The organism is Glutamicibacter creatinolyticus (assembly GCF_006094275.1).
Taxonomy (GTDB): Bacteria; Actinomycetota; Actinomycetes; order Actinomycetales; family Micrococcaceae; genus Glutamicibacter; species Glutamicibacter creatinolyticus.
This window is the reverse complement of record NZ_CP034412.1, coordinates 1,441,403-1,467,761: the sequence shown is the minus strand read 5'-3', so window position 1 is coordinate 1,467,761 and position 26,359 is coordinate 1,441,403. Positions and strand designations below refer to the sequence as shown.

At 62.9% G+C, this 26,359-nt stretch carries 26 protein-coding genes; 9 read left to right on the top strand and 17 right to left on the bottom strand.

Going from position 1 to position 26,359, the window contains the following annotated elements:
* Positions 1 to 409: 409 nt before the first annotated feature.
* The 7 genes from lepB to GcLGCM259_RS06600 form a co-directional block, all read right to left on the bottom strand.
* Entirely contained in the window at positions 410 to 1,057 is a 648-nt protein-coding gene (gene lepB, locus GcLGCM259_RS06630; protein ID WP_138926137.1) for a signal peptidase I, read from the bottom strand.
* Between the two features lie 13 nt (positions 1,058 to 1,070).
* A complete protein-coding gene (rplS, locus tag GcLGCM259_RS06625; protein ID WP_138178428.1) occupies positions 1,071 to 1,430 on the bottom strand; it encodes a 50S ribosomal protein L19 in 360 nt (119 codons plus the stop codon).
* A gap of 238 nt (positions 1,431 to 1,668) precedes the next feature.
* Positions 1,669 to 2,478, bottom strand: a complete 810-nt coding sequence (gene trmD / locus GcLGCM259_RS06620) for a tRNA (guanosine(37)-N1)-methyltransferase TrmD (protein WP_138926136.1) — start codon at positions 2,476 to 2,478, stop codon at positions 1,669 to 1,671.
* 3 nt (positions 2,479 to 2,481) lie between these two features.
* A complete protein-coding gene (gene rimM, locus GcLGCM259_RS06615; RefSeq protein ID WP_342773594.1) occupies positions 2,482 to 3,003 on the bottom strand; it encodes a ribosome maturation factor RimM in 522 nt (173 codons plus the stop codon).
* A gap of 230 nt (positions 3,004 to 3,233) precedes the next feature.
* On the bottom strand, positions 3,234 to 3,473 hold the full coding sequence (locus tag GcLGCM259_RS06610; protein WP_054820390.1) for an RNA-binding protein: 240 nt from the start codon (positions 3,471 to 3,473) through the stop codon (positions 3,234 to 3,236).
* A 2-nt stretch (positions 3,474 to 3,475) separates the two neighbouring features.
* Positions 3,476 to 3,883 carry a 30S ribosomal protein S16 gene (rpsP, locus tag GcLGCM259_RS06605; protein ID WP_138178431.1) on the bottom strand — a complete coding sequence of 136 codons (408 nt, stop codon included), beginning with the start codon at positions 3,881 to 3,883 and terminating at the stop codon, positions 3,476 to 3,478.
* Between the two features lie 361 nt (positions 3,884 to 4,244).
* Entirely contained in the window at positions 4,245 to 5,756 is a 1,512-nt protein-coding gene (locus GcLGCM259_RS06600; protein ID WP_138926135.1) for a polysaccharide deacetylase family protein, read from the bottom strand.
* A 243-nt stretch (positions 5,757 to 5,999) separates the two neighbouring features.
* Here GcLGCM259_RS06600 and GcLGCM259_RS06595 point away from each other — a divergent pair, with 243 nt between their 5' ends.
* The 3 genes from GcLGCM259_RS06595 (at position 6,000) to GcLGCM259_RS06585 (ending at position 8,896) form a co-directional block, all read left to right on the top strand.
* A complete protein-coding gene (locus GcLGCM259_RS06595) occupies positions 6,000 to 7,175 on the top strand; it encodes a thiolase family protein (RefSeq protein ID WP_138927190.1) in 1,176 nt (391 codons plus the stop codon).
* An 88-nt stretch (positions 7,176 to 7,263) separates the two neighbouring features.
* Positions 7,264 to 7,893: a LysE family translocator gene (locus tag GcLGCM259_RS06590; protein ID WP_138926134.1), complete on the top strand. Its 630-nt coding sequence runs from the start codon at positions 7,264 to 7,266 to the stop codon at positions 7,891 to 7,893.
* A 319-nt stretch (positions 7,894 to 8,212) separates the two neighbouring features.
* Positions 8,213 to 8,896, top strand: a complete 684-nt coding sequence (locus GcLGCM259_RS06585) for a hypothetical protein (RefSeq protein WP_138178472.1) — start codon at positions 8,213 to 8,215, stop codon at positions 8,894 to 8,896.
* A gap of 57 nt (positions 8,897 to 8,953) precedes the next feature.
* On the opposite strand, the gene GcLGCM259_RS06580 is transcribed toward GcLGCM259_RS06585, so the two are convergent.
* The gene (locus GcLGCM259_RS06580; protein WP_425459801.1) at positions 8,954 to 9,829 is read right to left on the bottom strand and encodes a VOC family protein; all 876 of its coding nucleotides are present in this window, start codon (positions 9,827 to 9,829) and stop codon (positions 8,954 to 8,956) included.
* A 219-nt stretch (positions 9,830 to 10,048) separates the two neighbouring features.
* On the opposite strand from GcLGCM259_RS06580, the gene GcLGCM259_RS06575 reads away from it, so the two are divergent.
* Positions 10,049 to 11,158 carry a thermonuclease family protein gene (locus GcLGCM259_RS06575; RefSeq protein ID WP_138926131.1) on the top strand — a complete coding sequence of 370 codons (1,110 nt, stop codon included), beginning with the start codon at positions 10,049 to 10,051 and terminating at the stop codon, positions 11,156 to 11,158.
* 147 nt (positions 11,159 to 11,305) lie between these two features.
* On the opposite strand, the gene GcLGCM259_RS15265 is transcribed toward GcLGCM259_RS06575, so the two are convergent.
* Positions 11,306 to 12,244 carry a glycosyltransferase family 2 protein gene (locus GcLGCM259_RS15265; protein ID WP_217496561.1) on the bottom strand — a complete coding sequence of 313 codons (939 nt, stop codon included), beginning with the start codon at positions 12,242 to 12,244 and terminating at the stop codon, positions 11,306 to 11,308.
* A 177-nt stretch (positions 12,245 to 12,421) separates the two neighbouring features.
* On the opposite strand from GcLGCM259_RS15265, the gene GcLGCM259_RS06565 reads away from it, so the two are divergent.
* The 3 genes from GcLGCM259_RS06565 (at position 12,422) to GcLGCM259_RS06555 (ending at position 15,486) form a co-directional block, all read left to right on the top strand.
* On the top strand, positions 12,422 to 13,447 hold the full coding sequence (locus GcLGCM259_RS06565) for an iron-containing redox enzyme family protein (RefSeq protein ID WP_138926130.1): 1,026 nt from the start codon (positions 12,422 to 12,424) through the stop codon (positions 13,445 to 13,447).
* Positions 13,444 to 13,653, top strand: coding sequence for a CDGSH iron-sulfur domain-containing protein (locus GcLGCM259_RS06560; RefSeq protein ID WP_054820397.1), 210 nt, complete (start codon positions 13,444 to 13,446; stop codon positions 13,651 to 13,653). The genes GcLGCM259_RS06565 and GcLGCM259_RS06560 overlap by 4 nt, the downstream gene beginning before the upstream one ends.
* A 120-nt stretch (positions 13,654 to 13,773) precedes the next feature.
* Positions 13,774 to 15,486, top strand: a complete 1,713-nt coding sequence (locus GcLGCM259_RS06555; protein ID WP_138926129.1) for an AMP-binding protein — start codon at positions 13,774 to 13,776, stop codon at positions 15,484 to 15,486.
* Between the two features lie 142 nt (positions 15,487 to 15,628).
* On the opposite strand, the gene GcLGCM259_RS06550 is transcribed toward GcLGCM259_RS06555, so the two are convergent.
* Positions 15,629 to 16,831 carry a hypothetical protein gene (locus tag GcLGCM259_RS06550; RefSeq protein ID WP_138926128.1) on the bottom strand — a complete coding sequence of 401 codons (1,203 nt, stop codon included), beginning with the start codon at positions 16,829 to 16,831 and terminating at the stop codon, positions 15,629 to 15,631.
* Positions 16,832 to 17,236: 405 nt separating this feature from the next.
* Between GcLGCM259_RS06550 and GcLGCM259_RS06545 the strand changes: the two genes are divergently transcribed.
* Entirely contained in the window at positions 17,237 to 18,952 is a 1,716-nt protein-coding gene (locus tag GcLGCM259_RS06545) for an AMP-binding protein (protein ID WP_138926127.1), read from the top strand.
* Between the two features lie 119 nt (positions 18,953 to 19,071).
* Here GcLGCM259_RS06545 and GcLGCM259_RS06540 read toward each other — a convergent pair whose 3' ends face one another.
* Positions 19,072 to 19,914, bottom strand: a complete 843-nt coding sequence (locus tag GcLGCM259_RS06540; protein WP_138926126.1) for a transporter substrate-binding domain-containing protein — start codon at positions 19,912 to 19,914, stop codon at positions 19,072 to 19,074.
* 161 nt (positions 19,915 to 20,075) lie between these two features.
* Positions 20,076 to 21,638: a signal recognition particle protein gene (gene ffh / locus GcLGCM259_RS06535; RefSeq protein WP_138926125.1), complete on the bottom strand. Its 1,563-nt coding sequence runs from the start codon at positions 21,636 to 21,638 to the stop codon at positions 20,076 to 20,078.
* A gap of 178 nt (positions 21,639 to 21,816) precedes the next feature.
* On the opposite strand from ffh, the gene GcLGCM259_RS06530 reads away from it, so the two are divergent.
* Positions 21,817 to 22,521 carry a DNA-3-methyladenine glycosylase gene (locus GcLGCM259_RS06530; RefSeq protein ID WP_138926124.1) on the top strand — a complete coding sequence of 235 codons (705 nt, stop codon included), beginning with the start codon at positions 21,817 to 21,819 and terminating at the stop codon, positions 22,519 to 22,521.
* 77 nt (positions 22,522 to 22,598) lie between these two features.
* Here GcLGCM259_RS06530 and GcLGCM259_RS06525 read toward each other — a convergent pair whose 3' ends face one another.
* From GcLGCM259_RS06525 to GcLGCM259_RS06505, 5 genes are all read right to left on the bottom strand, one after another.
* Positions 22,599 to 23,816, bottom strand: a complete 1,218-nt coding sequence (locus GcLGCM259_RS06525) for an ammonium transporter (protein ID WP_138926123.1) — start codon at positions 23,814 to 23,816, stop codon at positions 22,599 to 22,601.
* A 290-nt stretch (positions 23,817 to 24,106) separates the two neighbouring features.
* The gene (locus GcLGCM259_RS06520) at positions 24,107 to 24,718 is read right to left on the bottom strand and encodes a 4Fe-4S single cluster domain-containing protein (RefSeq protein WP_138926122.1); all 612 of its coding nucleotides are present in this window, start codon (positions 24,716 to 24,718) and stop codon (positions 24,107 to 24,109) included.
* Positions 24,718 to 25,527: a ComEA family DNA-binding protein gene (locus tag GcLGCM259_RS06515; protein ID WP_138926121.1), complete on the bottom strand. Its 810-nt coding sequence runs from the start codon at positions 25,525 to 25,527 to the stop codon at positions 24,718 to 24,720. Before GcLGCM259_RS06515 ends, GcLGCM259_RS06520 begins: the two co-directional genes overlap by 1 nt.
* Positions 25,524 to 25,751: a DUF2997 domain-containing protein gene (locus GcLGCM259_RS06510; RefSeq protein WP_138926120.1), complete on the bottom strand. Its 228-nt coding sequence runs from the start codon at positions 25,749 to 25,751 to the stop codon at positions 25,524 to 25,526. Before GcLGCM259_RS06510 ends, GcLGCM259_RS06515 begins: the two co-directional genes overlap by 4 nt.
* Positions 25,752 to 26,183, bottom strand: a complete 432-nt coding sequence (locus GcLGCM259_RS06505) for a hypothetical protein (protein ID WP_138926119.1) — start codon at positions 26,181 to 26,183, stop codon at positions 25,752 to 25,754.
* Positions 26,184 to 26,359: the final 176 nt, after the last annotated feature.

The window sequence follows — 26,359 nt, the reverse complement described above, 5'->3', positions numbered from 1 at the left end:
TATCCACAGGAGATAATCAGTTTCAAGGCAGGAAACTTGCCATCGCTCCGCAATCAGTCGCGCCTCTTCCCTAGTCACCGGCTGGTCACCGGCCTAGACGAGTTTCCTGGGCCACCGACCCGTGCAGTTAGAGATCGGCCAACTGTTATTTGCCCGAGGTCAGAGCAGTGTGACACATGGCATTCATGAGTTCTTTCGCCGGTGGGCAATGCCGATGCACGCGTGGCGCACGCTCGGACAGCGGTAAAGGGAGAATCGGGACCGCCCGCGCAAGCGTCTTAAAGATCTTTTTCACGGCCACGTCATATAAGGACCTGATCAGCCATGACATCTAAACGTGCAGCCCGCGTGCGGCTGCTTTCCCGCGGCGAGGAACTTGCTGGGGTGGTCCTACAGCAAGGTCGGTGCGCTACTCGACGGGGTGGCGCTTCTTCAGCGGCCAGATCACTTCCGTGACTTCGCCCAGCACCCGATCCACTGGGATCATGCCCCCGCCGCTGGCGCCGAGCAGGGAGCGGGAGTCCTCGGACTTCTCGCGGTGGTCCCCCATCACCCAGATCCGCCCTTCGGGCACCTGGACGCTGAACTTCTGCTCGCTGGGCGCATTGCCGTGCATGACGTACTCTTCAGCGATGGGGTGGCCATTGACCATCAGCCGCCCGTCGGGGCTGCAGCATTCGACGGTGTCCCCGCCCACGCCGATGATTCTCTTGACGTAGCTGGAGTTGGAGCCGCTCCAGTGCAGGGCACGGGAAATTGTGTCGGCGAAGGAGGCGCGCTGGTAGGGCAGGAAGGAGCCGCGTCCGTCAAAGACCACGATGTCCCCCCGTTCTGGTCCCTGCTCACCGTAGGCGCGCAGATCCACCAGAATGGATTCACCGGGGTTCAGCGTGGGCTGCATGGAGACCGACTTGATGTGGTAGACATCCAGCAGCGTGGCCCTGATGGTGATGGTGGCCAGGAATCCCAGGATGATGGCGGCAATGACAAAGCGCCAGACCCAAGACCAGGTCCGGCGCTTTGTGACTGCTCGCTCGGCGCGCGCAATCCGATTCATGGAAGAATGCGGACTACTTCTTGGTGCCGAATTCGCGCTTCTCGCGGATGCGAGCTGCCTTACCGTGGCGGTCGCGCATGTAGTACAGCTTGGCACGGCGCACGTCACCGCGGGCCACGACCTCGATCTTGTCGATGATCGGGGAGTGTACCGGGAAGGTACGCTCGATGCCCACGCCGAAGGAAACCTTGCGGACGGTGAAGGTCTCACCGATACCGCGGCCCTGGCGGCCAAGGACATAGCCCTTGAAGACCTGGACACGGGAGTTCTTGCCTTCGATGATGTTTACGTGAACGTTCAGGGTGTCACCCGGACCGAAATCGGGAACATCGTTGCGCAGTGAAGCTGAATCCAGCTCGTCGAGAATATGCATTGGTGCATCTCCTAGGACAACTGCCGCAGGTCACCTGTCCTTATTGGCAAGGCGCATGTGCGGTGCACATGCCCTTGAAACGTCATAGCCACCGACAAGGCTCTAGCTTGTCGGTGCGGTGGTTTCTCATGTCTGCAACGCCCCCTGCGGCAGGCGGCAAGACAAAACACACCAAGAGTTAATTCTGCCATAACCCTGCGCCCTAGTGCCAACGCACCGTGGGCGAGGCCACGGTGATTTACGACTCCGCGTCCCAGTCCAGCTCGGACTTGCGAATGACCTGCCCATCCTGCACCGCGAACCCGGCATGCCACAGCTGGTCGCGGTCCTTGCGGTTCAGCGTGCTGGGATCCAGTTGGGTGATCAAATCCGGGCGGCGGGCTGCGGTGCGCTGGATCTGCGCGTCGCGCCGGAAGCGGGCGACCCGGCCGTGGTTGCCGCCCAGCAGCACCTCGGGCACCTCGCGGCCCCGCCAGGAGGCCGGCTTGGTGTAGACGGGGTATTCCAGCAGCACGTCCGAGTGGGATTCCTCCACCAGCGACTCCGGGTTGCCGATGACCCCGGGGATCAGTCGGGCGATGGCCTCGACCATCACCAGCACGGCCACCTCTCCCCCGTTTAGGACATAGTCCCCGATGGATATCGGGATGACGTTGAAGCGTTCGTGCGCGTAGTCGATGACGCGCTCATCAATGCCCTCGTAGCGTCCGCAGGCGAAGACCAGGTGCTCTTCCTCGGCCAGCTCGTAGGCCATCTGCTGGTTGAACACGGCTCCGGCCGGGGAGGGGACGATGAGCGTGGGAAGTTCGGAGCTGGAGTGGGTCTGCAGCACCGCATCCAGCGCCTCACCCCAGGGCTCGGGCTTCATGACCATGCCCGCTCCCCCGCCATAGGGGGTGTCATCCACCTTGTGATGGCGGTCGTAGGTGTACTCGCGCAGGTCCTGGACGTTCAGATCCAGCAGTCCCTGGGTACGGGCCTTGCCGATCAGCGACAGGTCCAGGGCGGCAAGGTATTCCGGGAAGATCGAGATGACATCGATGCGCATGGGCTAGTTCTTCCCGCCCTCTTCGCGGTTGACCTCGAGCAGGCCAGCCGGCGGGGTGATGGTCATGGTGCCGGCCTCCAGGTCGATTTCCGGAACGAATTCCTCAACGAAGGGCAGGAAGACCTCCTCACCGTCATTGCCCTTAAAGACCAGTAGGTCCTGGGCGGTGCCGGTGCGCATCTCGGTGATGACTCCGACCTGTTCGCCCTCCAGCATGACCTTCAGGTCCACGAGCTCATGCTCGTACCACTGGTCCTGGTCATCCTCCTGCTCGTCTTCGGTGTCGAATTCGAGGCGGGCCTGGCGCAGCGTCTCGGCGGCGTTGCGGTCCGCGATCTCCTCGAAGCCCAGCAGCAGGATGGCCTTGTTCCACCGGGCGCTGCGGATGGTCAGCCGCTCGACCGGTCCGTTGACCACGTGGAACTGTGCGCCCTTGACGAAGCGCTCCTCCGGGGCGTCGGTGAGGACCTGGACGGTGACTTCGCCGCGGATACCGTGGGGCTTGCCGATACGTGCAACCTGCATGCGCATGACGGGGTGATCATTCTCCTTAGGAAGGCGGTGACTATAGGTGCGGTTGCGGCGGGCGGGCCGCAACCCCCGGTGGTGCTGTCTGGGCAATAGTCTAGTGCGGCAGCAGCAAAAGATGGTGGGTGATTCAAAGGGCTGGAAAGCGCAAGGGGAGTTCCCGCCTGGTTGGGCGGGAACTCCCCTTGCAGTGAAGTCACCTTGCGCGAGACTTCAAGGTTTCGCGGCTAACGGTTGCGGTCCGTGTCGATCACATCGACCCGGATCGGCTCGTTGGCCAGCGCAGCCATCACGGTGCGCAGTGCCCGTGCGGTGCGGCCCTGACGCCCGATCACGCGACCGAGGTCCTCGGGATGCACGCGCACTTCCAGCAGGTCTCCGCGCCGGGTGGACTTCAGGGCAACCCTGACGTCCTCCGGCTCGTCGACGATGCCGCGCACCAGATGGTCAAGCGCATCTGCGAGCATGGTTACTCAGCCTCGGTGGCTTCAGCGGTTTCAGCCTCGGCCGGCTTGTCAGCCTTAGGGGTGACGGCCTCCGGCAGGATCACCGAACCCTTCTGCGGGGCAACGAACTCGGGCTTCGGCTCGGCAACCTTCAGGGTGCCTTCCTGGCCCTCGATGCCCTTGAACTTCTGCCAGTCACCGGTGATCTTCAGCAGAGCGTGCACCTGCTCGGTCGGCTGAGCGCCAACCGACAGCCAGTACTGGGCACGGTCCGAGTCGATGCGGATCTTCGACGGGTTCTCGGTCGGGTGGTATTCACCGATCTCTTCGATGGCACGGCCATCGCGCTTGGCACGCGAGTCGATGACGATCACACGGTAGTGAGGGGCGCGCATCTTGCCGAAGCGCTTCAAACGAATTTTAACGGCCACTTTTGTGGTCACTCCTGTTTCTCAACATGGTCGAACCAGCGGTTTCTGCGCTTGTGGGGCAAGCCATACTGGGCTGGTTCTAAGGACAGGACCTGACATGGAGAGAGGGGCCACATCAAATCGAGTACCCTGCAATTATGCCAGAGCAGGGCAAGGGAAACCAATTCCGTGGTCGTGTTGGCTGCAACACGTACCAGAGCTCTTTCCCCTCCCCCACCTGCCAGGCTGCCGTCGGTTCACGGGCGGCAGGGACAACGTAGCCCTAGGCAACACAGTGGGATTCAGCAGCCGTCCTTGTTGATACGGGCTGTTGCCATCTTTTCAACCGGCTGCCGGCGCGCCCCGTTCCCAGGTACCGATATTACGAAGCCGGGTGTTCGCCTCGGTAGTACGCCTTTCCGGCGCTCAGCTTTGAGTGGGCGAAGAGTTGGTCCACCCGCACCGGGGTGTAGCCCTTGTCCTTGAGCTCTCGGATCAGCCCTGGGACCGCGGCCACCGTGCTGGCATGGATGTCGTGCATCAAGATAATCGACCCGGGACGCACCTCATCCATGGCGGTGGAGATGGTCTTGTTGGTGTTGCGGTGCTTCCAGTCCAGGGTGTCCACATCCCACAGGATCAGCGGGGAGGTCACGATCCGGTCCACGTCCTTGTTGTGGGCGCCATAGGGTGGGCGCACCAGTGTTGAGCTGTACCCGGTGGCCGAGCTGATGGCCTCGTCGGTGCGCAGCAGTTCCTTGGCCACTTCCGAGGAGGCCAGGGCGGGCAGGGAACGGTGGGAGAAGGTGTGGTTGCCGATCTGGTGCCCCTCGGCCTGCATGCGCCGCAGCAGTTGCGGGCGCGCCTGGGCGTTGGGTCCCACCACGAAGAAGGTGGCCGGGACCCCTTCCTTCTTCAGCGAATCGAGCAGGTACCCGGTGCTGGCACCGGGGCCGTCATCAAAGGTCAGCGCCACGCACTTGGCTTCCCTGCAGTCCACCTGGCTGACCTCGGGCACCTGGGCCGGAGTGTTCTGCTGCTGTTCTTCCTCGGGCGTCGCCGAGCCGCTCTCCGATGTCCCGGGAACCGGTTCCGGGGTTGGCGCCGCATCATGCTCGACCACCGAACCCTGCGCGGCGCGGCCCAAATCCGAGAGCAGTCCGTCGACGCGCCCGGCATCCAGCTGCAGCACAATGGTGCCCTCGGACCCCGGGGCGATCAGATATTCGTCCACCTGGACCCGCAGGTCCCCGCTGGTGGTGAACTGAACGTCATCGGTGGCCTCCTCGGGAAGATCCGTAACGGATTCCAGATCGATGCCGGCCTTGCTGTTGGCCTGCTCGGCGAGCATCTGCCGCACGTGGTCCCAGGCTTCGGACGAGGAGAACAGTTCCCCGGTGGGAATTTCGCGGTCCTGCTGAACATCAAACCATTGGGTGCGGTAGCTGTTGGCGCCAGAGGCCCCGGCGAATTCATAGATCTGTTGCGAGACCCCGAGCACGCTCTGGTCAGCCGAGGCAGCCTGGGAGTTGATGTTCAGTTCCGGCTTGGCGGTTACGTCCTCATCCAGGGCGTCCTGGTGATCAGCCAGGAAAGCGTCAATGCTCGCGGTGACCGATTCCCGGGTGGCCCGGCTGATCTGCGGGTGATCCTTCAGCTCCAGGTGCGCGGCGTACATGTGCAGCCGCTCATTGCTGGTGGTGACCCGGTTCAGCCCGGTGAGCTGGGTGTTGCCTCCCTCGGCTTCACTGCTGGCGGTGGTGTCCGGCAGCTGCTGCAGCGAATTGACGTCATCCGGGGCGGAAGGCTGGCTGACAGCACACCCGCTGAGGGCCAAAAGTCCGGTGAGGGTCATTGCAGCGGCACGCAGCACACGGCCATGGTTCGAGGTCATGAGTTCCAGTTTCCAAGTTTTAGCACCGTGACACCTAACCGATTCGGGGTGTGGCAACCAATCGTTAAACAGTCGTTATCTGCGGGGCAACTTGGCATGCTCCACCTCACGCACGGCTGTGCGCGGCCTCACGCGGCATGCTCGGCAGGACCGGTTGAACTTCGCTTGATGACGCCACACTTCGACAGCGTAGGTCTTGTCGTAGACTGTCAAAAACCTTGGGCTGAAGATCGGGAGTTGGACGTGGAGCACAGCGACGAGATTGCCATCATCGCCGGGGCGCGCACCGCGGTTGGAAAGTTCAATGGACTCTACCAGGACCTGGCCACCGCGGAGCTCGGTGCGGCTGCGGCCTCCGGGGCGCTGCAGCGCAGCGGGATTCCCGCCGATGCCGTGAACGAGGTCATCATGGGGTGCATTGGCCAGGTGGGGCCCGAGTCCTACAACGCCCGCCGGGTGGCCCTGGGTACCGGGCTGCCGCAGCGGACAACGGCGTTCAACGTCAACCGGTTGTGCGGCAGTGGCCTGCAGGCGGTGTTCAGCGCCGCACAGTCACTGGCCTTCGGCGCCACCGAGGTGGTGATCGCCGGCGGCAACGAGTCCATGACCAACATGCCGTATCTGGATTACTCCGCCTCCCGCGGCAGGACGTTGGGACACCGCAAGCTGTTGGATGGCACCCTGGCTATGCTCACCGACCCTTTCAGCAACAAGCACATGGGCACCACCGCCGAGAATGTCGCCCGCAAGTACGGAATCACGCGTGAAGACCAGGACGAGTTTGCGCTGCGGTCCCAGCAGCTGGCCACCGGTCCAGAGGCCCGGGCGGCGTTTGCCGAGGAAATCGTTGACGCCTCCCTGGTGGGAAGTAAAGCCCAGGACGTGGATGAGCATCCGCGCCCCGGGGTGAGCCTGGAGTCGCTGGCCGGCCTCAAGCCGGTCTTTGACCCACGGGGCTCGGTGACAGCCGGCAACTCCTCGGGCATCAATGACGGGGCTGCGGCCCTGGTACTGGCCAAGCAGTCCTATGTGCGCGCCCACGGCCTGCCGTCGCTGGCGACCCTGGAACACGTCACCGTCACGGCCATGGATCCGGCGTACATGGGTTACGCGCCGACCTTTGCCCTGCGCAAGCTGTTTGAGGAGACGGGCCTGTCCCCGCAGGACATTGATGTCATTGAACTGAATGAAGCGTTTGCCTCACAAGCCCTGGCGGTGATCCGGGATGCGAATCTTCCGGCGGATAGGGTCAACCCCTATGGCGGAGCGATAGCGCTGGGCCATCCCGTGGGAGCTACCGGCGCGATCCTCACGCTGCGGGCGGCCATGGAACTGGTTCGCAAGGATGGCCAATTTGCCGTGGTGACGTTGTGCATCGGTGGCGGGCAGGCCATTGCCGCCCTGCTGAAGCGCGCCTAGGAGAAGCCGGGAGTAACCGGGCGCACGGCTTCAAGCACCGAACCCTGCTCCCGCAAGGGCAGTCACCTCTTCCCCTTATCCTTGTTTCATGACCGTTACCTCTGCCCTGCTTTCCTTTGCCGTGGTGGCCGCGCTGATGACCCTGGTTCCCGGGGTGGACACCGCCTTGATCTTGCGCTCAGCGGTGGCCCGCAGCCGCGCCGAAGCCGCGGTGGCTGCCCTGGGGATTTGCACGGGAGTACTGGCGTGGGGTGTCATTGCCGCGGCCGGTGCCTCGGCGGTGCTCGCGGCCTCACAGCTGGCCTATCAAATCCTGACCTACGCCGGCGCCGCATATCTGGTGTTCCTCGGCGCGCAGATGATCTACCGCAGCCTGCGGCGCAAGAAGGTTGACGCGGTGCAGGTTCCCGTTGCCTCCAGCAAATGGAAGGCCTTCGGCATGGGCCTGACCACGAACCTGCTGAACCCGAAAATTGGCGTGTTCTACATTGCCGTGATTCCCCAATTCACCCCCAGCGGGGCCAACGCCCTGCTGATGGGACTGGCGCTGGCGGCCGTCCATGTGCTGCTCACCATGCTCTGGGCAGCCGTGCTCATTCTCGGTGCTTCCCTGGCGGGCAAGTGGCTGCGCACGGAAAAAGGGGTTACCATCATGGATCGGATCACCGGGACCGTGTTAGTCGGATTCGGTGTGCGCGTGGCACTGAACAGGCCCTAGTCAACCCATTACGGGTGGCCCTGTGCATGCCCGCACTACTTCCACAACGACATGCCTTTGTACCCCGGCCAGCAAGCACCATCAAGGGATGGGTTCTCCGTCAATGCTGCCCGGATGTTCACTAGGAAGACACTGAAGTCCCCTCGTGTAACTGGTTCGCTCGTCGTCGCCTGGCATAGCGTCGGAACAAATGGCAGCGGATCAGCTTGATCCGCTGCATTTCCGATTTTGAGCGGCGTATCGCCAGGTAGGTCGACGCCAGGCTCTACGAAAGGCCTTTATGCACATAATGACCCGCACGGGAGCCACACTTGCCTCGATGCTGTTGGCAACGGGACTGCTGGCCGGCTGCTCGCAGGCCACCTCCGATGAACCCGCAAAGCCGAAGGCCTCACAGAGCGCCACGACCGAGCACGAGGTTGATTCCGAGACGGTACAGATCGCCAACGGCCACTTCAGCGTCAAGCTGCCCAAGGGTTGGCAGATGAAGGAAATCACCAACGAGTACTACCAGTACAACCCCGAAGCGGCCGCGAGCATCGAATTCACCAATCCCGATGGCCAGGTCATGGCCACTCTGCGCACCGGGGCGGACCCGTGGGCCGAGGAGGCCATCCCACCCCCAGCGAAGGACAATGTCCTGATTGATGGCGGAACACTGAATGAGGAGAAGGGCGCACACTTGACCTTCGTGGCGGACGCCGCCAGCCCGGACAGTGCGGTCATTGAACTCACCGAGCTCAGCCCAGACCAGCAGGCCGGCTATCCGGCCGTTGCGGTGCCGTTCAACTATCAGGGCGGCAGTGCCACCTTCGAGCGCAAGATCGGGCCCAAGGATGAACTAACCGACGTCGATGCGGATCTAAAGGGTGCCGAACGGATGCGAGCCTACGCCAAGACCGAAGAGTACGCGCAACTTAAGTCCCTGATGATGTCCTTCGAACAGCTTAAGGACATCCAGGAACAGCCCCCGCAGGAACCGACCGAAACCCCAGGCACCTAAGGATTGACGGGCCTGATCTTGCTATCGCGAGATCAGGCCCGTTTGCGTTGCCGGGATCTACGCGACGGCCACGCGCAGCTGGTTGTTCCAGGGATCGTTGAAGCGCAGTTCCTCGCCGGTGTGGTGGTGCTGGATTTTCGCGAAGTCCAGGCGTTCGGCGATTTTACCGACCTCATCCTGGTTGGGCACGTTGATCAGCACCTCACCCAGTCCAAGAGTGTCGCGGCGCGGCCCGGCACCCCGCGAGTTCCAGACATTCATGGCCATGTGGTGGTGGTAGCCTCCAGCCGAGACGAACAGGGCCTGGTCCCCCAGCGCAGTGGTTTCATCAAACCCGAGCGTTGAGACGTAGAACTGTCGGGCGGTGGAGACATCACCGACTTGCAGGTGTACGTGCCCCACTCCGGCGGTGGCTTCCGCCTGCCGCTCGACCGCCGCCTGCCCCAGGTACGCCTCCAGGTACTGGTTGGGATCCAGGTAGATGGTATCCATGGCCACCTTGCCCTGCTCCCAGCGCCAGGTATCGCGTGGGCGGTCCCAGTACAGTTCGATCCCGTTGCCCTCAGGGTCGGTGAAGTAGAAGGCCTCGGAGACCAGGTGGTCGCTGGATCCCACGAATCGGGTGTTGTCGAAGCGGGCGGCGGTGTAGACGGTGGCCGCCAGGTCCTCCTGGCTCTCAAAGAGCAGGGCCGTGTGAAAGAGCCCGGCATCTCCCCGGGCTGGCAGGTGCAGTCCCGGCGCGTGCCGGAGCTTGACCAGTTCACTGGAACCGCGTCCCAGCGTGAGCCCGTCGTGGTCTTCTGCCAGCACCGTCAACCCCAGGGCCTTCTGGTAGTAATCGCTCATCAGCCGCATATCCCCGACCTTGAGTTGCACGGCATTCATGCTCAACTCATCGGATAGTTTCTCTTCGCGCACGCTCATCGCGGCCACCTTCCCGGCACAGATCATTGGTCCTCGTGGGCTCAAGCCTACCGGAATTTACTTGAAGCTTCAATGAATAACTGGAATCGGCTGCTACCTCACACCACATCGTGTCCGGCCTAACTCGGGGAACGAAGGTTTTGGCGTTTTCAATGAAAAACCCTTTAATGATGGAGGAGTTATTCTCCCCAATCACTTGCACTTTCTGAGAAAACGAGAAACATTTTGTTGAGCACAAAATCAAAGTGGGTCGCGGGCCTTGTTGCCGGAACACTGGTTACCTCCGGCGTCGTATACGCCGCGACCGCCGACAGTGACACACAGGGCACTGTAATCCGGGTTATCGACGGAGATACCGTGGATATGAAGATTGCCGGCGCCGAACAGCGGGTTCGGCTCCTCAACGTGGATACGCCCGAAACCGTAGACCCCAATAAGGGTGTGGAGTGCCTCGGCTCCGAGGCCAGCGATCACCTCAAATCGATCCTTTCCCCAGGCGACAAGGTCGACCTCGAATACGATGTCGAGAGAACCGACCGCTATGGCAGAACCCTGGCCGGCGTGTTCAAGGATGGGCACTTGGTCAACGCAGAGATTGCAGCACTCGGCCTGGGAATCGCTGTGAAGTTCGAGCCGAACATCAAGTTTTACGATGAGGTGTTGGCTGCGCAAAACAAAGCCTCCGAAAACTCAGTCGGGCTTTTTAGCACGGACATCAAGTGCACCGTACCGGCGCAGGTTGACGAAGTTGCCTCGGCCTTGGAAGAGGTTCCGGAAGAGCTCAGCGACTCCATAGAAGAATCCGGCTCACAGGCCGCCGAGGCCGCGGCCGCAGTGGCAATGGGACTCGGACTGAAAAAGACCCTTGACGGCATCACCCCGGACCGCAGTCCTGTCACGCACGCCCTTCTTGCCTCAAGTTTTGCCGGTTTGCGTTCACAGCTCTCGGACTCCATCTCGACCGCCGAGGATCTGGAAAAGGCTCACCGCGCTCAAGAATCGAAGCTGAAGCAGGAAGAAAAGGAGCGCAAGGAAGCCGAGCGAAAGCAAAAAGAGGAGAAGCTGAAGGCAGAGAAGGCAAAGCAACGCGCAGCGGAGCTCAAAAAGGCGCAAGAGCAGCAAAAGGCGGCTACCGCCGAGCGGCGCCGGGCCGCGGCGCCGAGCAAGCAAAACAATACGCAACAACAAACGCAGCCACGCAAAAAAGCGCAACGACCGACCGCACCGCGGACGCCTAAGAAGACGTACCAGGCTCCAAGGAAGAAGAGCAGCGGTCCCTCCAACTACACCGGACCGCGGTGCTATGCACCCGGAGGCAAAACCTGGCGCCCGTGCTGAGTAAACCAGCTCCAGCCCTGGCTCAGCCAGAACACACCTAGGCGAAACCGAACACCGGCCTGTCGACGCATCAGCAGAGCTCGTCGACAGGCCGTAGTGTTTTCGCTAGTTACATACGGAAAGCTCTATGCGCTACGCTCCGATGCCCTAAAAGCCGGATTGCGCCCTGCGCAGGTCCCGCAGCGAGCTCGCCGCGTGATTCAGCTTCCCTCCGGCATAGGGAACTCCGCCGGCCAGCCGCCAGCCCAGGGCTATCCAGGACGTGATGGCACGCTCGGTCACCCACAACGGCGCAAACATGGCTGTGGACCACGGGAAAACACCCTGTGTTCCACGCCGCCCCCACGCGGCAAGAACAACAGTGCCGGCCACGAACAGCAACAGCCTGGCTGGTTTCCTGGCCAGGCACGCAAGCAGTGGCAGCAATGACAGCTCCACCAGCAGCCGCACCGGCTGCGCCTGGGAGTCATAGGCCTGGCGCACCCGCTGCCCCAGGAAGTGGGCAGTCTGCGGCGGCAGACGCCGCACCAACAGGTCATCCGCACGCACTTCGGTGCCTCCGCGCGCCAGCGCCGTGCGGATCATCTCCAGGTTCTCGAACAACACATCACCGCGGTAGCCACTCGCCACAAGGCTCCGTCGCACCGCCAGCGTCCCGGGATAATCCGAGCCGAAGGCACGGTTGATGAGGCTTCGGGCGCTATCCCATTTGGCATGCCAGGGCAGCGGGTCAAAGTAGTTCTGCACCCGCACCAGATCGGCCTGCTCCAGCAAATCCAGCGCGCGCCCTAGGCTCTGCCTGGAATAGCGCACATCATCATCGGCGATCACGATCCGTTCATGACGCGCATGGCGAATCCCCGTGAGAACACCGTGCACTTTGCCATTGGGCGGCTTCACTCCTTCCGGCGGAAGATGCCGGGCCAGCGGCCCGAAACGCCGCCGATGCTCTGCAAAGACCGGCGGCGCCGAACCGTCAACGATGGTGATGTCCACCCACTGCGACAATTCTTCAAGGTAGGAGACGAGCTCGTCATCGCCACTGGTGTCCGCCCACTTCAGCGGCAGGATGTATTCGGCCTCCAACCGGGGTAGCGGCAGGTTGGCGACCCCAGTTGGCCCGGAACCGGGTGTAGCGCGATGCCTTGCAGATGCCATACCTTGGCCTTTCCTGTCAGCGCTGGTCTTGAGCCGAGAATACTGCCACGATATGGCCAACGTCAGCGGCTTGTAGCCGACATTCAGCATCAGAGAAGGAACACCATGAAGCTTCCAACACCTCGTGGACCACTGACCACCGAACTGGCCTCGGTGCTGCGCCAGCCTGCCGGCGCGGATACCGCGATCCTGGCCGACGTGGTCAACCGGGCTGTGGTCGCCGAGAGTGACCCGCTGTTCGACGAGGACATCCAGCTGGGCCTCTTTATCATCTATGAGCTGTCCTACCGCGGGTTTGACGAGGTGGATGCCGCCTGGGAGTGGGAGCCAAGCCTATTGGTCCAGCGCCGGAAGCTTGAGGAACGCTTCGAGGCCCGGCTGCGGGAGGCCGCCGGTTCGGCTCCAGAGGTTGAGCCCCGGGCCGAGGCCGTGGCCGAACGCCTCTTTGAACTGGCCGCCGATGATTCGGGGCCTTCGGTGTCCAAGTATGTGCAGCGGCACGCCACCCTGGAGCAGGCCCGCGAGTTCCTGATTCACAAGTCGGTCTACCAGCTCAAGGAGGCCGATCCGCATACCTGGGCGATTCCGCGGCTGGAGGGCCGGGCCAAGGCGGCCATGGTGGAGATCCAGGCCGATGAGTACGGCGGCGGACAGCTGAGCCGCATGCACAGCGAGCTGTTCGCGACCACCATGCACGGCGCCGGGCTGGAGAACACCTTTGGCGCCTACATTGAGCAGGTACCGGCGATCACCCTGGCCTCGGTGAACATGATGTCGCTCTTTGGAATGCATCGGCGGCTGCGCGGCGCGATCACCGGGCATTTGGCCATTTATGAAATGACGTCCTCGCTGCCTAACACCGCCTATGCCCGCGGCTTCCGCAGACTGGGCTTCGAGGCGCCGGTCACGGACTATTTCGATGAGCACGTGGAAGCCGACGCGGTTCATGAACAGATCGCCGGACGCGACCTGGCCGGCGGGCTGGTGGAAGATCAGCCGGACCTGGCACCGGATGTCTTCTTTGGCGCCCAGGCGGCCGCCGCGGTGGACGCGATGGTGGGACGCTGGCAGCTGGACGCCTGGGAGTCCGGCAACTCCTCCTTGCGCGAACCGGCAGGAGTAGCCGCTTGAGCCAGGAGAACAAACAAGAGAACACCCAGATCACGGTGTGCCCACGCGGGCCACTGCTGGTGCGCGGGGACTTTGAGATCCTGGACGCCGATGGTGAGGTCATTGAGCCGCGGCGGGGCACCGTGGCCCTCTGCCGCTGCGGCGGCTCGGCCATCAAGCCCTTCTGCGATGGCACCCACAAGCTGAACCGCTTCGAGCAGCGCTAATCAGACCCCTGTCTCCCGGTGGCACCCTTTCAAATTGTTGGACATCAAAGTATATTGTCCAGTGATGTGGATCACCCTTGATCCGGAAAGCCTCGTGCCTGCAAGCGAAAGGTAAGCGCATTGAACGTCACCGAAGAGTTCCGAGCCGCCCGCGACCACCTGCTCTCCCTGCGAGGGAACTACCAGGAAGTACGGGACACGTTCAGCTGGCCACGGTTCACCCACTTCAATTTCGGTTTTGACTGGTTTGACCAGGTGGCGTCCGGCGAGCGCGGCGGGAAAGAAGCCCTGGTCATCAACGAGATGGATGGCACCTCAACCCGGCGCACCTGGAAGGAGCTCTCCCAGCGTTCCACCCAGCTGGCCCGTTGGCTTTCGGATCAGGGGGTGCGCCGCTCTGACCGGATGATTGTCATGCTGACCAACCAGGTCGAGTTGTGGGAGACCATGCTGGCCGGGATCAAGCTAGGCGCGGTGTTGATTCCCTGCACGGTGCAACTAACCCCAGCGGACCTGGCCGACCGGGTCGAACGCGGCGACGCCCGCTGGGTGGTGACCAACCAGGACCAGGTGGAGAAGTTTGCATCGGTTCCCGGCGACTTCACCTTGATCCAGGTCGGCGGCTCCCCCACACCCGGTGTCCTGGATTATGGCGACTCCCTGAGCGCTGGGGTGGAGTTCAGCCTGGATGAGCCCACGCGGGCCGATGAAACGCTGCTGCTGTACTTCACCTCGGGGACCACGTCCCGGGCGAAGCTGGTGGAGCACACCCACACCTCCTACCCTGTGGGCCATCTGAGTACGATGTACTGGATTGGCCTGGAGCCAGGGGACGTTCACCTGAACGTGGCCTCCCCCGGTTGGGCCAAGCACGCCTGGTCCAACCTGTTCACCCCGTGGATCGCCGAAGCCACGGTCTTCCTGTACAACTATGACCGCTTCGACGCCAAGGCTCTGATGGAGCAGATGGACGCCGAACAGGTGTCCAGCTTCTGTGCCCCGCCCACCGTGTGGCGGCTGCTGATCCAGGCGGACCTGGGGCACCTGAAGAATCCTCCGGCAAAGCTGGTCTCGGCCGGTGAACCACTGAACGCGGAAGTCATTGGCCAGGTGGAGCGGGCCTGGGGGCAGGTCATTCGGGACGGGTTCGGGCAGACCGAAACCACGGTACAGATTGCCAATCCCCCGGGCGAACGCATCACCATTGGGGCGATGGGCCGTCCCATGCCCGGATACAACGTGGTGTTAGTGGACCCGGCCACCGGTGAGCAGGGGGATCTTGGCGAGATCTGCCTGGAACTTGATCCCCGCCCACTGGGATTGATGAATTCGTACTTCGGGGATGAGGAGAAGACGGCGGACGCGTTCCGTGACGGCTTCTACCACACGGGTGACATTGCCGAACGGGACGAGCACGGGGTGCTGACCTACGTGGGACGCGCCGATGACGTGTTCAAGTCCAGTGACTACAAGCTGAGCCCCTTCGAGCTGGAGTCGGTGCTGATTGAGCACCCGGGGGTGGCCGAGGCCGCGGTCGTGCCTGCCCCGGATGAGCTGCGCCTGAGCGTGCCCAAGGCCTATGTCATCCCGGCGCCCGGGCATGACCCGGGCCCGGAGCTGGCAGAAAGCATCCTGGCCTACTGCCGTGAGCACCTGGCCCCATACAAGCGGATCAAGCGCCTGGAGTTCTCGGATCTGCCCAAGACCATCTCGGGCAAGATCCGGCGGGTGGAGCTGCGCAAGGCCGAAGAGGAACGCCATCGCGGCGAATCGATGAGCGGAGTCGAATACCGCGACTCGGACTTTCCGGCCGTGAAGTCCCAAAGCTCCTAACTCCCCCAGCGGCCGGCACCAGCCCATGCGTAGGCAGGAGTAGTACAAAGAGCAGGCGCTGTCTGGCTGACGAGTTCGCGTCAGTCAGGCAGCGCCTGCTCTTGTCTCCTGTGTGCTCTCCCTTCGGAGGTAGGTACGGCTCCTACGCCTTGGGGAGCCTCTTCGCCAATACCTGCCGGAACCCTCGGGCGAGGTAGTAGATGGCGTCGGAGTACCAGAAGAACATGATGGTTCGGCGCCATCCTGCACCGGGCTTGGCCTTGCGACGCATCCACCGGTTCAGTTGCGTGCCGGCCGCGAGGATCACCAGTGAGGACCCAACCAACGCCGAAGGGCTCCAGCCGGTCCGGTAAATCAGTCGCTTTACTCCCTTGGCGTCTGAGATCTCCTCCTCAAGGGCCTGGTCGAGACCGGTGAACAGACCTCCCTTGAGGGTTTCAAAACCCGTGGGATCCAGTTCATCACGCACCGCATCAATCAGCTCGGACGGCATCCCCAGGTTGCCCACCAGCTGGCGGAGGGATTCCTCGGTGCGCTCGTTGGACAATGCGCGCAGCTCACGAGCGGCCTGTGGCCACAACGACTCCAGGGCGGCCAGCTCCTCCTCGTCAATTCCATATAGCCACTGCGCCAAATCGGCCTGATACTTTGCCGCGGCGCTTTCTGCCGCGACAGTGGGAACAGCCCGCTGCGCAGGACCCATCCAGTATTGCGCGGCCACACTGCCGTTGACATTCACGGCTCCCCTGCGTGCGTGGAATCGCAGTTCGTAGGCCGCATCGTGGCGCAGGATTTCCAGCGCCGGAACCATTTTGCGCCCAAGGATGATCTCCACCGGTTCGCCGCGGCGCAGCGCGAGTAATCCAGAAGCGTCTTGCCTCACTAGCCACGAGCCTGGTTGCCCCATCGCGGACAACGCCAAATCGCTGCGGCGCAGGCTTGGACCGGCAATCGCCTGCAAGGATTCCTCGGTGTCGGTCTCCATCTCCATTTCGTCATCGGCTCCGGCGTCCTCGGGGTGCTCTAGTTCCGTGCCGGCCGCCAAGTCGCCGTCCAGGTAGAGCCTGTCGGCACCGCTGGCTTCCATCAGCTTCCCGGCCAGCTGCTCCAGGCCCTGCTGGGAGACCGACAGGTTGCCGGAGGCGCTGGCCGTCATCGGCTGCTCGTCCTCGTTCAGGGCCAGTTCTGCGTGGACGTAGGTACTGGCACCCTCGCGGTCTGCCGCCTCGATATAGCCGACGAGGTCAAACGCACTGAGGGCCTCAAAGACCCGCTGCTGGGCGTCGTCGCGGTAGACGTCATAATTGAAGACGGCTGCGGCGGTATTGAATTCCTGGGTACTCATGGCGGATTCCCTTCCAAGGATCGGGTCTTTGCTTCATCCTATGGGTGGCTCCAATTCGAGCGGGCATCCCAAGGCGGAGATCGGGCAGTATCCGGCACAACGAGGTCGACCCAAAGGATGACTTGCAGCCAAATCGGAGATTGCCGCTGTAACCGGGGCGACTGTTCACCCCCATAGGTGAACGCAGGCTGCCAGCCCGCGACGTGAACGCCGTCCCCGAGGCGTCGAAGCGGGGACGAAAAGAATTGCAATTGATCAAAACGCGGCCTCAAACACAAATTCCTCCCGCAGTTTGTCGCAACACTTCGTCCAGATTGGTCACCAGAGTATATTTGTCTGGGATTTAAGTGCGCCCCACGTGCTGATGACACAGCGGCGGCTGCCACTGCAGGTGAAAGGACCCAGATGAACAACACCGCAAAGTTCCGTGCCGCCCGAGACCAGCTACTCGCCTTGCGCGAGGACTATCAGCGGGCATGCGAGGAGTTCAGCTGGCCGCAGTTCACGGACTTCAACTTCGCCTATGACTGGTTTGACCAGGTCGCTCGAGACCCGCGACGGGTCAACAGCCCGGCGCTGATCCTGGCCGAGCCGGATGGCAGCACCGCCAGCTACACCTGGGCTGAATTATCGCGGCGTTCCACACAGGTGGCGCGGTGGTTCTCCGATCAGGGGTTCGAACGCTCGGAGACCATGATTCTCATGCTGGGCAACGAAATCGCGTTGTGGGAAGTCATGCTGGCGGGCATGAAGCTAGGTGCCGTCATCATCCCCTCCACCACGCAACTGACAAGTAGCGACCTTGCCGAGCGGATTCAGCGTGGCAACGCGAGCTGGGTCGTCACGAATGAAGAGCAGATCCCCAAATTCAGTGAGGTACCGGGGAACTACACGCTCGTGCAGGTGAACGGAACGCCAGGACCGGGGATCCTGGGCTACCAAGGATCAGAAGACGCTCCGACCGAATTCCAGCTGGACGTCCCCACGGCTGCGGATGAAAACCTGCTGCTGTACTTCACCTCCGGCACCACCTCCCAGGCCAAACTGGTGCAGCACACCCACACCTCGTATCCCGTAGGCCACCTGGCCACCATGTACTGGATTGGCCTGGAACCAGGCGACATCCACCTCAACGTCGCCTCCCCCGGCTGGGGCAAGCACGCCTGGTCCAACTTCTTCGCCCCATGGATCGCCGAGGCCACCGTGTTCGTGTACAACTACGAACGCTTTGACGCCCGGGCACTGATGCAGCAGATGGAGTCCAAGAATGTCACCAGCTTCTGCGCTCCACCCACCGTCTGGCGATACCTGATCCAGGCGGACCTGGGAGAACTGGTCACCCCGCCAACCAAGCTGGTATCGGCGGGTGAGCCATTGAACGCCGAAGTCATTGACCATGTCTACCGAGCATGGGGTCAGGTGATCCGGGATGGCTACGGGCAAACCGAAACCACGGTCCAGGTTGCCAACCCTCCAGGTGAACGCATCACCATTGGCGCCATGGGAAGGCCCATGCCCGGATATGCCGTGGAACTGCGTGACCCCACCACCGGCGCGGTCGCCGAGGAAGGTGAGATCTGCCTGCGCCTGGACAACCCACCCGTGGGGTTGATGAAGGGCTACTTCAACGACGAAGCCACCACCAGCCAGGCAATGCGCGATGGCGTCTACCACACCGGTGACATTGCCCAACGGGACGAGCACGGGGTGCTCACCTACGTGGGACGCGCCGATGACGTGTTCAAATCCAGTGACTACAAACTCAGCCCCTTCGAACTCGAATCGGTGATCCTGGAACACCCCGCCGTGGCAGAGGCGGCGGTGGTCCCTTCCCCCGATGACATGAAGCTCTCGGTCCCCAAGGCCTTTGTGATCCTGGCCGAAGGACACTCCCCGACCGCGCAGACCGCCGAGGCAATACTTGGCTATTGCCGGAAGCACCTGGCTCCCTACAAGCGGATCCGGCGCCTGGAGTTCTCGGATCTTCCCAAGACCATTTCCGGCAAGATCCGCCGGGTAGAACTGCGCCACAACGAGGAAGCACAGCACCGTGCGGGTACGACGTCTTCTCGGGAATTCAGGGACAGTGACTTCCCTGCGCTTTTTGCCGGCCGCAGCTAGGAACAGGCTCCGTGGAGCGTGACAACTCGGGCGCCAGAGTCCAGGCCCCAGCCCGGGTTGTCACGCCACTTTTTCGAATGCGGCTTCGGCACCCACCTCGGGTCCGATAACTGTGAAAGCTATCCGAACCAGGGCTTCTCGGCTTGCTTCAGCGTGCCGTCATTCTTGGACATGTTCAGCCACTGATTGACGTACTGTCGGAAGGTTTCATCCCCGCGCGGGAGCATGTATGCCTTCTGTGAGAAGTTGAACGGCTTATCCGGGTGCACCGCGCATAGTTCGGGCTTCTCGTGGGCCACCCACCGAGTTTCCGAGGCGTCCGTGGTCATCACGTCCGCACGGCCGGCAATGATCTCGTCAAAGATGGCATTGTTATCCTCGAATCGGATGATCTCCCCTTCCGGATAGTGCTCGTCTGCGAACTTTTCGTTGGTTCCACCGATGGGGGTGATGGAGCGGACGCCGGGCTGGTTGATTTCCTTGACGGTGTCGTACTTCTCCACGTTCTCGCACAAGGTGATCGGTGTTTTGCCTTCATCCAGTGTCGCGTCACTGAAGTACGCCTGCTCGGCCCGCTCCAAGGAAATGGAGACTCCGCCGACAGCCATGTCGCACTCCTCCAGGAAGTCAGGCATGAGATTCTTCCAGGAGGTCTGTACGAACTCCACCTCCACGCCCAACTCCTCTGCCAGGTCTTGGGCCATGTCGATATCGATGCCGCTCCATTCGCCGGACTCCGGGTCCAGGTAGGTGAAGGGACGGTAATCTCCGGTCGTGCAGACCTTGAGCTGGTTGGCCTTCTTGATGGCGTCCAACCGCGAGCTGTCGACCGCAGGCTGACTGGAGGTTTCCGTGTTACCGGCAGAGTCCTGCTCGGCGGTGCAGGCGGAGAGGGTGGCAGCACCAAGGAGTGCCACGCCCATGAGAGTCAGGGAACGAAGGTGCTTGGAATGTGATGTCATGCCAAGATGCTACTGGCGGGAGACCGACCACCCAAGGAAGTTACTTGCCCTTCACCAGCCCTCTGCTGCTCAGCAAGCCCGGTAAAGCACCAGAAACGGAATTAAAACACTTCGGGGAGGCGACCGACAATGTTGGTCGCCTCCCCGAACAGCTCAGGAAGCTACTTGCCCAGGTACTTCTCAAACCCGGACGGCAGGTTCAGGCTTGACGGGTCGAAGTCCTCCGGGACCCCGCCCTGCCCGAATGCGGCACCCTTGGGAGCGTTGGCCTTCTTGTTCTTGGCCTCCAGCTCCGCCTGGGCGGCCTTGGCCGGGTTGCCGTACTTCTGTTTCTTGCCCTTCCCCTTGCCCTTGGCCTTGCGGGCCCCGCCGCGGCCGGCACCGGGCATCCCCGGGATGGCGCCGCCGGAGGCCATCTTCTTCATCATCTTCTGGGCTTCGCTGAAGCGCTCCAGCATCTGGTTGACCTCGGAGACCGAGACGCCCGAGCCCTTGGCAATACGGGCACGGCGCGAACCGTTGATGATCTTCGGTGCGTTGCGCTCGTGCGGGGTCATGGAGCGCACAATGGCCTCCACCCGGTCAATCTGGCGCTCGTCAAACTGCTCCAGCTGCTGACGGGAAATCTGGGTGCCGGGCATCATGCCCAGCAGCTTCTTCATGGACCCCATCTTCTTGATCTGGGCCATCTGGGCCAGGAAGTCATCCAGGGTGAAGTCTTCCTGGTCGGCGAACTTCTTCGCCATCCGCTCCGCTTCGCCGCGGTCCCAGTTCTTCTCCGCCTGCTCGATGAGCGTCATGATGTCGCCCATGTCCAGGATGCGGCTGGCCATGCGGTCCGGGTGGAAGATCTCGAAGTCGTCCAGGTTCTCGCCGGTGGAGGCGAACATGACCGGCTTGCCGGTCACCGAGGCCACCGACAGGGCAGCACCACCGCGGGCGTCACCATCCAGCTTGGACAGGACCACACCGGTGAAGTCCACACCCTCATGGAAGGCCTGGGCGGTGTTCACCGCGTCCTGACCGATCATGGCGTCAATGACAAAGAGCACTTCATCCGGGTTGATCGCGGCGCGGATGTTCGCGGCCTGGGCCATCATCTCGGCGTCCACGCCCAGGCGGCCGGCGGTGTCAACGATCACCACGTCATGCAGCTTCGCCTTGGCCTCGGCTACACCGTCACGGGCCACCACCACCGGGTCACCGGTGGGGGTGTCGAATTCGGAGGAGACGCCCGGATGCGGGGCGTAGACGGGCACGCCGGCACGCTCACCGTTGATCTGCAGCTGCTTGACCGCGTTCGGGCGCTGCAGGTCGCAGGCCACCAGCATCGGGGTGTGGCCTTCGGCCTTCAGGTGCTTGGCCAGCTTGCCGGCCAGGGTAGTCTTACCGGCACCCTGCAGACCGGCGAGCATGATCACCGTGGGAGGGTTCTTCGCCAGGTTGATGCGGCGGGTCTGCCCACCCAGGATCTGAACGAGCTCGTCGTTGACGATCTTCACAACCTGCTGGCCCGGGTTCAGTGCCTCGGAGACCTCGGCGCCCAGGGCACGTTCCTTGATCTGGGCCACGAAGGCGCGCACCACCGGCACGGCGACGTCCGCATCCAACAGGGCCCGTCGGATCTCCCGGACGGTACCGTCAATGTCGGCCTCGGTGAGCTTGCCCTTGCCGCGCAGGTTCTTGAAGGTGGCTGTCAGGCGATCGGAGAGTGAATTAAACACGTGCCGGGCACTTCTTTCGGTAGGTCGTGTGGTGCGCGAAGCAAAGCGCACAGGACTCAACCATCAAGAATATCAATAACCCGGCCCGGTTCGGCACCGATTCGCCGCCAGCGTGAAGAACTCAACGCAAAATCAACGCCGCCACCGGCGCCCGGCCGGTCAATGCCATACTGGCCTCATGGATCGCGAACTGTTCACCGCCCACGGCCTTGAGGTCGCACCCCAGCTGCTCGGTGCCCGCCTGAGCGTCCAAAGCCCCGAGGGTGTTGTTACCCTGCGGATCACTGAGACCGAGGCCTACCACGGGGTGGGCACCCCGCCACCCTATGATCCCGGCTCGCATTCGAAGGACCGCAAGACCGAACGCAACGCCTCCATGTTCGGCCCTCCCGGCCACGCCTACGTGTACCTGAGCTACGGGGTGCACTACGCCATCAACCTGGTCTGCTCCCCCACCGGCACCGCCTCGGCGGTGCTGCTGCGGGCCGGGGAAATCATGGAGGGTGAAGAGCTGGCCGTTGAACGCCGCACCGCCAAACGCCACCAGGCGGCCAATGGCCGCTCGCCCGCGCCCATCAGCCACGCGCAGCTGGCCCTCGGACCGGGGAACCTGGGTACGGCGTTGGGCATCACCCGGGCCGAACATGACGGGCTGGACCTGTTCACTGCCCCGTTCCATCTGGAACTGCCCTCCCAGCGGGTAGAGCACATCGCCCACGGCCCCCGGGTGGGGGTCGCCGGGAGCGCCGGCGGCACCAATTTCCCGTGGCGGTTCTGGATTCCCGGGGATCCGACCGTGTCCGCCTTCCGCCCGGGACGCAACGCCGCTGCCTGGCGCCACGATCCGGTACGCGATGCCTTTAGCTGGGACCCCTCTTCCTGAACCCGCCCCTGGTGGGAAACCGACGACTACTGCCAGTTCCCCACCTAGGAACGCCAAGTTGATTCAGCACGACCGGGTCAGCGCACCAGCTGGTAACCGGACTCCTGGTGCTCGGCGGCATCAATGCCAGCGACCTCCGTGGAGCCGTCGACCCTCCAGCCGATGAGCTTGTCCACCGCCAGGGCAATCACCCCAGTGACGGTGGCCGAGAAAACCACCACCACCAGACAGGTCACCAGCTGGGAGACCAGCAGCGCCGGCCCGCCGCCGTAGATCAGGCCTGCCGGCTCCTCCAGCCCCGGCAGCGCGACGAACCCCAGGGCCAGGGTGCCGACCACGCCGGCCACCAGGTGCACCCCGACGACGTCCAACGAGTCGTCATAGCCCAGCTTCCACTTCAAGTTCACCGCCCAGGCCGCGGCCATCCCAGCCACCAGACCCAGCAGCAGCGCCGCCCACGGCGCCACGTTGGCGCAGGACGGGGTGATGGCGACCAGTCCGGCCACAAGGCCGGAGGCCACTCCCACCGAGGTGGGACGCTGGCCGCGCAGTTTCTCCATCAGGATCCACCCGAGCACCGCGGCGCCGGGAGCAATGAGGGTATTGACCCAGATCAGTCCGGCCTGCTCCACGGTGGTCGCAGCGCCTGCGTTGAAGCCGAACCATCCGAACCAGAGCAGGGCCGCTCCCAGCATCACCAGCGGCGTGTTGTGCGGCTGCGGGCGGTCATGAAAATTGTGTCGCGGCCCAAGCTTCAGGGCCAGCACCAGGGCCGCCACACCGGCGTTCGTGTGGATCACCGCTCCGCCGGCGAAATCAATGGCCTCACCAAAGCGCTGACCCAGCCATCCGTCGGCATCCAGCAAACCCCCGCCCCACACCCAGAAGGCAACCGGTGCGTAGACCAGGGAGACCCAGACCGGGACAAACAGCAGCCAGGCCCCGAACCGGCTGCGGTCGGCAATCGCCCCGGAAATGATGGCCACGGCGATCATCGCAAACGCGCCGGCAAAGCCGACGGGCAACAAATCTGCCATGTCGGTGCCCAGCAGGGCAAAATCATTCAGCGGCGCACCGAGGAGGCCACCTAACATCGGCTCGCCGGACGCCAGCGAGTAGCCCCACAGTACCCAGACCACCGCTGTCATGGCCGCGGCCGTGAAGCTCATCAACATCATGTTCACGACCCCGGTGGCCCGGGTCATCCCACCGTAAAACAGACCCAGTGCCGGGGTCATCAATACCACCAGGCTTGCGGCCGTCAGCGTCCACAACTCGGCTGTCGAAATCTCCATCGCCTTCACCATCACCTTCGCAAAAGTGTCTCTTTGCTTGATTGCAAGGGGCGGTACACGTCCTTGGGCATCCCCACGAACTTAATCTTGCTGGGAAGTTGTTTCGGCTGTGCGCTGGTCTGCGTTTCGGTTTGATGACAAAAATAGTTGTCCCGTAACGGCTGCGGGTCATTGCGGTTACGGGGACGTTACTCCCAGAAAAACCGATGGCGGTCGGGGAACACACAAGTGTTCCCCGACCGCCGCACGATGGTAGCCGTTAGAGTTGTTCGAACCTCACAATGCCGGTTTTAGGAACGCCGCCGGCGCAATAGGCCACTTTGGGCAGAGAACTCACGCAGATTTTCACTGTCCAGGAAACCACCTAGCTCCACTGTCCCGTCCGGATGGATTCTCACATCCACCCGGTTTGGTGCCCAGGCCGGGTCGTAGTCTTCGTAGCGCGAGCTGAGATGGATGAAACGCTGATTGGCCGAACCGATCAGCGCGCGTTCTGTCTCCGGTTCATCCTCCCGGTAGGGACCGTCCACCAGCAGATCCGTGGCGTCGATCAGTCGCGCCGCGTCCGGGTCCCGGTTCTGAAGGGACTCCATGGTGTAACCGGTGAAGGTGAGCACTCCCAGCCCCGCTGCCTGGGCGGCCTCAGCCAGGTCCGCTCCGGCGGCCGCCTGGTCAAAGGGTTCCCCTCCAATCAGAGTGATGCCCTCAACCTCATGCTGTTGGGCCTCGGCAATAATGTCACCAACTTCCCGCAGTGTTCCTCCGCGTTCGGTGAACAGGTGCGGGTTGATGCAGCCCTTACAGCGAATGGAACACCCCTGCACCCAGATGGCGCTGCGCAGGTGCGGGCCTTCGGCACGGGTGGCATGCAGGACCCGGGCCACCCTCAGTGCACTGGGCATTACAGGTCCAAGGTCCGAGAGCCGCGCCGGTTACTGCGCGTAGGGTTGCCGGAGAATTCCAGCCTGGAGCGCAACGGGAGCAGGACGTGCGGCGCCACCCCGCTGGATTCCAGCAGTTCCTCAAAACTGTTGAAAGAGCCAATGCGTTTGCGTGCCGAAAGAATGGAATCAATGTCGGACGGCCGTAGGCCCAGCGCCCGCAGTTGCGCGGGCCGTGCCTGGTTGACCTCCACGTTGCCCGTGAACTCCTCCCGAACGGGGAGTTGACGCCCGGCAGTGATGTCAGAGGAAGTAGACGCCCCGGCGTGGGAGAAGCCAGACCTTGTGCCATGTGCCGGTGCCGCTGCCTTCCCGGTGGACGAGGTGTTGGTTGTGGTCCACCATTGCTGGTCCTGTTGCTGTCCCAGCAGCGGTTCCTGGGTCCGCTGGCGCTGCGGCTGCCCGTAGCGGGAGCGCACCTCCGCCGGCACCATCGGAGAAGTCTCAATCAGAAAACGCAACCAGCGCGGGTTCAGTGCCAGGGCGACAATCGTGGATCCGAACCAGTTGACGAGCATCAGGACGACCACCAGGTTATAGAAAACGGAGGATCCGTTGATGGTCTTGATGCCGCTGTCCGGCATCATCGCAAAGGTGAAAATGGTCATGGCCAGCGCTACGGCGCCGATGATGAGCCACCGCCAGTTGCGCATCCGCACTCCGCGGTAGAAGAAGACGACGCAGGAACCCAGTCCCACTGTCAGGGCCGGCCAGAGCACTCCTACACTGCTCAGCAGCGCCCACATCAACTGCCGGAACGAAACGTTCATGCCTGTCCCTGCTGATCCTTGACGGTATTCTGCACCGGCAGGTGCTGTTCCTGCACGGCGGCGCGGTAGTAGTCTCCCGTCAATCGGGAGTCGAGCACCCGTGCGTCGGGAACCAACGCTTCGATGGTGGCCAACTCATCCAGGCAGGCGGCCCCGGTAATGTCGCTGGTCTCGGCGGAAATCAAGCCGTCCGCGCCAATGGTCACGATGAATTTCTTTGACATCTATGCCTCCTCGAACACCAGCTGGACGCTGCCGTCCACCGCGCGCTGCTCCATGAGGCGCATTCCCATGGTGCGTGCCTGGGCCTGGACTTTCTCCACGTTCCTGCGTTGCAGGATCTGACCAACCGCCGAGTGCAGCTGTTGCACCAGTGCTCCGGTGGCCTCCTGCTCGTTTCTAATCTGTGCGAGGTAACGGTCCGACTCGCGGACGAACACCGCTTCCCCGGCCTTGGTCTGCGCGGTGACGAGCTCACCTTGCACCTGGTGCTCGGTGATCCCTAGTGCGTCCAGCCCCTCAATGAGCAACTGCTGGTCCTGAATCCGGGTGGACTCAAAAGCCTGCTCGTACTGCCTGTTTTTCGCATTATGTAGTTCCTGCGCGGCCTTGACCGCCATGATCCCGGCGGGGATCAGGAAAACTTCCAAACTCATCGGTGCTCCCCCTAGAAGTCGATTCGGCGTCCGCCACGCCAACTGGTCACGTCCGCGCTCCCGGAGGTGCTGGCCGCAAATTCTTCCTCGTCCTCGGCTGCGGTGGCTGCCACCGCGCGCTGGGTGGCCCAGTCACGCACCGCCCGGATCTGTTCGGCTTGCATGGTGGCCAGCGG